Consider the following 7,052-nt stretch of genomic DNA (forward strand, 5'->3'; position numbering starts at 1 on the left):
CGCCCCCACCCACACCCCCCCCGCCCGACCGAGCGCGCGCGCCCCCCGTGCCGCCCGCCTCCGGGCCCGCCCGGGCCGCCCCCGCCCCGGGGGGGGGGCGCGCCGGGGCGCCCCGGCGCCGCGCCGAACTCGACCGGCTCTCCGGCAGGTCGGCCGCGGGCGCCCGCAGGATCGCCCCGCTGCGCGCCGAGTACGACCGCGTGGCGCGGCTCGCCGGGCTCGCCGCGGGCACGTCGGCGGAGAACGAACGCAAGATGCGCCTCGAGTCCTACGTCCTCGCCGCCCGCCTCGAACAGGTCGCGGCCGCCGCGACCGCACGGCTGCAGCGCATGTCGTCGGGCCGCTACACCCTGGTCCACTCCGACGACCGCACCGGCCGCGGCCGCTCCGGCCTGGGACTGCACGTGGTCGACGCGTGGACGGGCCGCGAGCGCGACACGTCGACGCTGTCGGGCGGCGAGACGTTCTTCGCCTCGCTCGCCCTTGCGCTCGGCCTCGCCGATGTCGTCACCGACGAGGCCGGCGGCGTACGCCTCGACACGCTCTTCATCGACGAGGGCTTCGGCAGCCTCGACGACCAGACCCTGGACGAGGTCCTCGACGTCCTTGACTCACTGCGCGAGCGGGACCGCAGCGTCGGCATCGTCAGCCACGTCGCGGACCTGCGGCGCCGGGTGCACGCGCAGCTGGAGGTCGAGAAGGGGCGTGCGGGGTCGGTCGTGCGCCAGCGGGGCGGGGCGTGAGGCGGGTGCCGTCTCAGCGGCCCAGCGGGCGCCTCGGCAGCGGCGACGAGTAGACGACGCTCGTGGTCACCGACCCCAGCGCGCCGATCCGCCCGGCGACCTCCTCCAGGTGGTTCATCGAGCGCGCCGCGACCTTGATCACGAAGCAGTCGTCGCCCGTGACGTGGTGCGCCTCCAGGATCTCCGGGGTCACCTCCACCAGGTCGTGGAACGGCTTGTAATTGCCGTTGGGATAGCGCAGGCGGACGAACGCGAGGATCGGCAGGCCGAGCCGCTCCGGGTCCACCACGGCCGCGTACCCCTGGATCACGCCCGCCTCCTCGAGCCGGCGTACCCGTTCGGTGACGGCGCTCGGGGACATGGCGACGGCCCGGGCCAGCTCGGCATAGCTGGCGCGGCCCTCGCGCTGGAGGACGTCGAGGATGCGCCAGTCGGTGGCGTCCGTGGAATAACCGGTCATGGCTGAGAGGTAACAGGGGATTTCCCGGCCGATCAAGGGGTTGACCGGGGATCGGCCATCTGCTGTGCAATGAGCGGCGAAGTGCGGCAAGTGCCGGGGAATCCCCGGCCGATCATCCCCTACGCCGAGGATCAGCCCTTCAGAGGCGGCCGGCAGGCCCGTAGATTTCTGGCCATGAGCACTACGACGCAGACCCCGAGCCCCGCCGCCACCGGCGCCCCCAACTCCGTACTCCGGGTGCCGCCCGCATCGCCGGCCGCGGCCGCCGCGTACTTCGGCGCGAGCCTCGCCTTCCACGCCGACGTGTCCGACGTCGCCTCGGCACTCGCCGCCGACGGCGACCCCGGCTTCGTCGTGATCGACTCCCGGTCGACCGCGAGCTGGGACCAGGGCCATGTCCCCGGCGCGATCCACCTGCCGACCGCGCTCATCCCGCAGCAGGCGGAGCAGCTCCTCGACAAGTCCGTCCCCGTGGTCACCTACTGCTGGGGCCCCGGCTGCAACGGCGCGACCCGCGCCGCCCTCGCCCTCGCCGAACTCGGCTTCCAGGTCAAGGAGATGCTGGGCGGCTTCGAGTACTGGGTGCGCGAGGGCTTCGAGTTCGAGACGTGGGAGGGCAGTGAGCGGCGCGCCCCGGACCCGCTCACCGCGCCCGAGGACGCGGAGGACTGCGGCTGCTGAGGCGCGGCGGGCGGGCGCGCCGCATCAACTCCCGTGCGCCCGGGCCCCGTACGGGACATGACCCTGCGCGGGCGCACGGCCCTGGTCACCGGAGTCAGCAGGCGCGGCGGCATCGGCTACGCCGTGGCCCGTCGCCGCAGTGCGAGCCGCGCTCGGCGACCCGCGGGCGCGGGTCCACGACGGGCCCGGCGACCCCGCCGCACCGGCAGAGCTGATCGCCACGGCCGCCGACGCGCTCGGCGGGCGGATCGACATCCTCGTCGCCAACCACGCCGTCAGCGGCGACGACGGCACCCTGGACGGCATCGACGCCGCCATGCTCGACACCCACTGGGCGGTGAGGACGGAGCCGGTCTCAGAGCGCCGACAACTCGTCCACCAGATCGTCCAGCCCCAGCGACCCCTGCGACAGCGCGGCCATGTGCCACGCCTTCGCGTCGAACGCGTCGCCGAGCCGCCGCCGTGCGTTCTCCCGGCCGAGCAGCCAGGCACGCTCGCCCAGCTTGTAGCCGATGGCCTGGCCGGGGATGGAGAGATAGCGGGTCATCTCGCTGGCCACGTAGTCCGTGGGGCGGCTGCAGTGCGCGTCGTAGAACTCCTGCGCGAGGTCGGGCGTCCAGCGCTCGCCGGGGCGGAAGGGCGAGTCCGCCGGGATCTCCAGCTCCAGGTGCATGCCGATGTCGACGATGACCCGCAGCGCGCGCATCATCTGCGCGTCCAGATAGCCGAGCCTGCGCTCCGGGTCGGTGAGGAACCCGAGCTCGTCCATGAGCCGCTCCGCGTACAGCGCCCAGCCCTCCGCGTTGGCGCTGACGATGCCGAGCGTGGCCTGGTAGCGGGAGAGGTTCTCGGCGACGTGCGCCCACTGGGCCAGCTGGAGATGATGGCCGGGCACGCCCTCGTGGTACCAGGTGGAGACCAGGTCGTACACGGGGAAACGGGTCTCGCCCATCGTCGGCAGCCAGGTCCGCCCCGGCCGCGAGAAGTCCTCGGACGGGCCCGTGTAGTACGGGGCGGCCGCACCGCCCGGCGGCGCGATGTGCGACTCCACCTTCCGTACCCGCTCGGCGAGTTCGAAGTGCGTGCCGTCCAGCGCCTCGATCGCCTCGTCCATCAGCTCCTGCAGCCAGCCCCGCACCTCGTCCACGCCCTCGATGTGCGCGCCGTGCTCGTCGAGATGGGCGAGCACCACCCACGGCGTGGCCGCGCCCGGCAGGATCTTCTCGCCCTCGGCCCGCATCTCTGCGAGCAGCCGGTGGAACTCGGACCAGCCGTACGCGTACGCCTCGTCGAGGTCCAGGTCGGCCCCGTTGAAGTGCTGCGACCAGCGGGCGTAGCGCTCGCGGCCCACCGTGTCGGGGGCGCCCTCGATCGCGGGCGCGTAGACGTCCCGCAGCCAGTCGCGCAGGGCGACGACGGCCTCGGTGGCGGCGCGCGCGGCGGCGTCGAGCTCGGCGCGCAGCGCGGCGGGTCCTTCCGCGGCGAACTCCTCGAACCAGCCGCGGCCACCGGCACCGGACGTGGCCCACTCGCCGAGCTGCCCGATGAAGGTGGCGGTGGGGCGCGGCGCGGCGAACAGCTTGCGTTCCAGGCCGAGTTCGAGCGATGCGCGATATCCGGCGTACGCGGCGGGCACCGCCCGCAGCCGTTCGGCGATCGTCGCCCAGTCCTCTTCCGTCTCGGCCGGCGTCACGGCGAAGATCTCCCGCACCGCGTGCGGGAAGGTGTGCAGATTGCCGACCGCGCGCAGCCCCTCGTCGGCGTCGTGCATGGCGAGTTCGGCGGTCAGCCGCTCGCGCAGCAGCCGTGCGCAGCGTCGCTCGGCGTCCGTGTCGGCGCCGGGCGCGCGCTCGGCCTCGTCGAGCCGGGCGAGGGTCGTACGGGCCAGCTCGGCGAGGGCCTCCTGGCCGGCGGGCGAGGCGTCGGGGAGCCTGCTGTGGCTGGCTTTGACGCCGAGATAGGTGCCCTCGATCGGGTTGAGGACGATGAGCTCGTCGACGTACGCGTCGGCGATCTGGCGCGGCAGCGGGTTCTGGGCCGGGAGCTTCGTGTCTGACATGCGGACATACTCGTACGCGGGACCGGCCCGCGTCATCAAGATTCGCCGCGGGCTTCCCCCGGCTCGGCGGCTTCGGACCGCGGCGGAAGGAGCGGCCCGCACTCCCACTGCTGGAAGATCAACCGCGTCTCCACGCGCGCCACTTCGCGCCGCGAGGTGAACTCGTCCAGGACGAGCCGCTGCAGATCGGCCGCGTCGGACACCGCCACGTGCACCAGATAGTCGTCAGGACCCGTGAGGTGGAAGACGGAGCGGGACTCCGGCAGTGCCCTGACCCGCTCCACGAACGGACCGACGAGTTCACGCCGGTGCGGCCGGACCTGCACGGAGAGCAACGCCTCCAGGCCGCGGCCGAGTTTCGCCGGATCGAGCCGCAGCTGATGCCCCAGGATCACGCCGGAGCGCCGCAGCCGGGAGACCCGGTCGAGGCAGGTCGACGGCGCGACGCCGACCTGCACCGCGAGATCGCGGTAGGTGGTCCGGGCATCGTTCTGCAGCAGCCGCAATATGCGGAGATCCACCGCGTCCAGTACGACATTTTCAGCCACTCGCCGAACGTAGCACGGGATTCAACGACCGGTCATCGGCCTTTGTTCAGCATCATCGGCATGGACACGAACACGGAACCCCGTACCGGATCCGGCCACCGCGCCCCGACCGCGGCACGCGCCCTGGCCACCGAGGCGGTGCACGCCGGACGCGACGACCTCGCGGGACTCGGGCTGCACGCCGCACCGATCGACCTGTCCACCACCTATCCCTCGTACGACACCCGGGGCGAGGCCGCGCGGATCGACGCGTTCGCCGCCGACGGCGCCCTGGACGACGGACCGCCCGTGTACGCCCGCCTGGCGAACCCGACCGTGGCCCGGTTCGAGACCGCGCTCGCCCGGCTGGAAGGCACCGAGAGCGCCGTCGCGTTCGCGAGCGGCATGGCGGCGCTGTCCGCGGTCCTGCTCGTGCGCGGCGCGGCCGGTCTGCGGCATGTCGTCGCGGTCCGTCCCTTGTACGGGTGCAGTGATCACCTCTTGACGGCGGGACTGCTCGGCTCCGAGGTCACCTGGGTCGACCCGGCTGGGATCGCCGACGCCATCCGGCCGGACACGGGCCTGGTGATGGTCGAGTCGCCCGCGAACCCGACGCTCGCCGAACTCGACCTGGATGCGGTGGCCCATGCCTGCGGGACCGTGCCGCTGCTCGCCGACAACACCTTCGCGACGCCCGTGCTGCAGCGTCCCGTCGAGAGCGGGGCGCGGCTCGTGCTGCACAGCGCCACCAAGTACCTGGGCGGTCACGGCGACGTCCTGGGCGGTGTGGTGGCCTGCGACGAGGAGTTCGCCCGGCAGCTGCGCCAGGTGCGGTTCGCCACCGGCGGGGTGCTGCATCCGCTCGCCGGCTATCTGCTGCTGCGGGGCCTTGCCACCCTGCCGGTCCGGGTGCGGGCCGCCTCCGCGAACGCGGCGGAGCTGGCGCGCAGGCTCGCCGCCGACCCGCGGGTGGAGCGCGTGCACTATCCGCGGATCGGCGGCGCCATGGTCGCCTTCGAGGTGCGCGGCGACCCGCACGCGGTGACCGCCGGGGTGCGTCTGATCACCCCGGCGGTCAGCCTCGGCAGCGTCGACACGCTCATCCAGCATCCGGCGTCCATCAGCCACCGCGTCGTGGACCCGGCGGACCGCCGCTCGTCCGGCGTCAGCGACAGCCTGCTGCGCCTGTCGGCGGGGCTTGAGGACGTCGAGGACCTGTGGCGGGACCTCGACCAGGCGCTCGGCCCGGTCGCCGCTACTCCGCCTGCTGGGGCTCGAAGCTCGCGTCGTACGGCGGCCGCGAGATGACCGGCGTCGCGTCGAGCCGGGCCGTGATGACCAGCGTGCCCTCCTCGATCTGGTAGTCGAGCGGGAGACCGAGGCCGCGCATCGCGGCGACCATGCCGGTGTTGGAGGCCTGCGTCACCGCGTACACGCTCTCGCAGCTTGCCTCGACCGCCAGGGCGACCAGACGGCCGAGGAGTTCGGTGCCGATGCCGCGGCGCTGCCACTCGTCCTCGACGAGCAGCGCGATCTCCGTCTCGTCGCCGTCCCAGAGGAGATGGCCGATGCCCACGATGCGGCCGGACGCGGTCTGCACCGCGAGGGTGCGGCCGAAGCGCGGGCTGAGCAGGTGGTTGAGGTAGCGGTCGGCGTCGCGCACGGGGCCGTGGTAGCGCATGCTCAGGGTGCGCCGCGAGCAGCGGTCGTGCATGGCCTTGGCGGCCTCGACGTCGGTGGTGTCGGCGCGTCGTACGGTGATGGAGTTGCCCTCGGCGAGGGTCAGCACGTCCTGGCTGCGCGGGATGCGCGGGCCGAGCCGGGTGTCCAGCTCCACCAGGGCACGCGCGCGGGCGAACTCGGTGGGCGTGAACGGCAGATAGGGCCGCTCGACCGTGATCACCTCGCCCTCCGGTGCCCGCAGCCGCAGCACGGTCCCCTCCAGGACGCCCTCGACGGGTGCGCCGTCGGCGGTGGCATCCGCAGCGGCCGTGTCCTGAGACGTGGCGGGCAGCGAACGGATGGTGCAGCGGCCCAGCAACTGGCGCAGCGCGAGCGGCAGTTCGGCCGCGTCGAGGGCGGTGCGCGTTGCGAGGCCCAGGATGCGCGTGGGGGCGTCCACCAGGTCGTGGGCGTCCGCCCGCTCGATCCAGGTGCCCGAGCCGCCGGCGTGCGAGACGCCCCGGCTGATCTCGGCCGCGGAGAGCTCCTCGGGTGCGCGCAGCAGGAACTCGTCCACGGTGCCTTCGGCCAGCGGGTGCGCCTGCAGGCTGAGGATGTCGACCCGGCCGTGTGCCAGGGCCGTGCACAAGGCGGCAAGCGAGCCCGGCTCGTCGCGCACCGTGGTGCGCATCCGCCACAGGGTGGTCGCTCCGGCGGAGTGTTCCGTGGGGTGCCCGGCCGGCCGGGCGTCGGCATCGTCCGCCGTCGGAGGTGCGTGGTTGTGGCGCCGTGCCCACCATGTGTGGAACCCGGCCGTGGCGATCAGCACCACGGCCGAGATGGCGAGCAGGGCGGGCCCGTCGGGGGCCCGGGCCGTCAAGTTTCGCCCCCCCCCGGCCCCCCGCCCCCGCCGGTCTAGG

At 73.6% G+C, this 7,052-nt stretch carries 7 protein-coding genes and 1 pseudogene; 3 read left to right on the top strand and 5 right to left on the bottom strand.

What is annotated here, in order from left to right; all coding sequences use genetic code 11:
- A partial coding sequence (locus ACFWY6_RS20245; protein WP_384692099.1) for an SbcC/MukB-like Walker B domain-containing protein occupies positions 1 to 743 on the top strand: 743 nt, incomplete at its 5' end.
- 13 nt (positions 744 to 756) lie between these two features.
- On the opposite strand, the gene ACFWY6_RS20250 is transcribed toward ACFWY6_RS20245, so the two are convergent.
- Complete coding sequence (locus tag ACFWY6_RS20250; protein WP_135333921.1) at positions 757 to 1,203, bottom strand: Lrp/AsnC family transcriptional regulator; 447 nt, start codon at positions 1,201 to 1,203, stop codon at positions 757 to 759.
- A gap of 174 nt (positions 1,204 to 1,377) precedes the next feature.
- On the opposite strand from ACFWY6_RS20250, the gene ACFWY6_RS20255 reads away from it, so the two are divergent.
- Complete coding sequence (locus ACFWY6_RS20255; RefSeq protein ID WP_266869270.1) at positions 1,378 to 1,884, top strand: rhodanese-like domain-containing protein; 507 nt, start codon at positions 1,378 to 1,380, stop codon at positions 1,882 to 1,884.
- A 94-nt stretch (positions 1,885 to 1,978) separates the two neighbouring features.
- Here ACFWY6_RS20255 and ACFWY6_RS20260 read toward each other — a convergent pair whose 3' ends face one another.
- Genes ACFWY6_RS20260 through ACFWY6_RS20270 form a run of 3 tightly spaced genes read right to left on the bottom strand, consistent with a single transcriptional unit; the run spans position 1,979 to position 4,491 of the window.
- Positions 1,979 to 2,215 (bottom strand): hypothetical protein, encoded by a 237-nt coding sequence (locus tag ACFWY6_RS20260; protein WP_384692102.1) that lies wholly within the window; start codon positions 2,213 to 2,215, stop codon positions 1,979 to 1,981.
- A gap of 24 nt (positions 2,216 to 2,239) precedes the next feature.
- Entirely contained in the window at positions 2,240 to 3,943 is a 1,704-nt protein-coding gene (locus tag ACFWY6_RS20265; RefSeq protein WP_384692105.1) for a DUF885 domain-containing protein, read from the bottom strand.
- A 35-nt stretch (positions 3,944 to 3,978) separates the two neighbouring features.
- Positions 3,979 to 4,491, bottom strand: a complete 513-nt coding sequence (locus ACFWY6_RS20270) for an Lrp/AsnC family transcriptional regulator (RefSeq protein WP_266869273.1) — start codon at positions 4,489 to 4,491, stop codon at positions 3,979 to 3,981.
- A 60-nt stretch (positions 4,492 to 4,551) separates the two neighbouring features.
- Here ACFWY6_RS20270 and ACFWY6_RS20275 point away from each other — a divergent pair, with 60 nt between their 5' ends.
- Positions 4,552 to 5,778 carry a trans-sulfuration enzyme family protein gene (locus tag ACFWY6_RS20275; RefSeq protein WP_384692109.1) on the top strand — a complete coding sequence of 409 codons (1,227 nt, stop codon included), beginning with the start codon at positions 4,552 to 4,554 and terminating at the stop codon, positions 5,776 to 5,778.
- On the opposite strand, the pseudogene ACFWY6_RS20280 reads toward ACFWY6_RS20275, so the two are convergent.
- Positions 5,726 to 7,052: pseudogene (locus tag ACFWY6_RS20280) on the bottom strand (GNAT family N-acetyltransferase); the annotation flags it as partial. The gene ACFWY6_RS20275 and the pseudogene ACFWY6_RS20280 sit on opposite strands and share 53 nt — an antisense overlap.

The organism is Streptomyces sp. NPDC059037 (assembly GCF_042740015.1).
Taxonomy (GTDB): Bacteria; Actinomycetota; Actinomycetes; order Streptomycetales; family Streptomycetaceae; genus Streptomyces.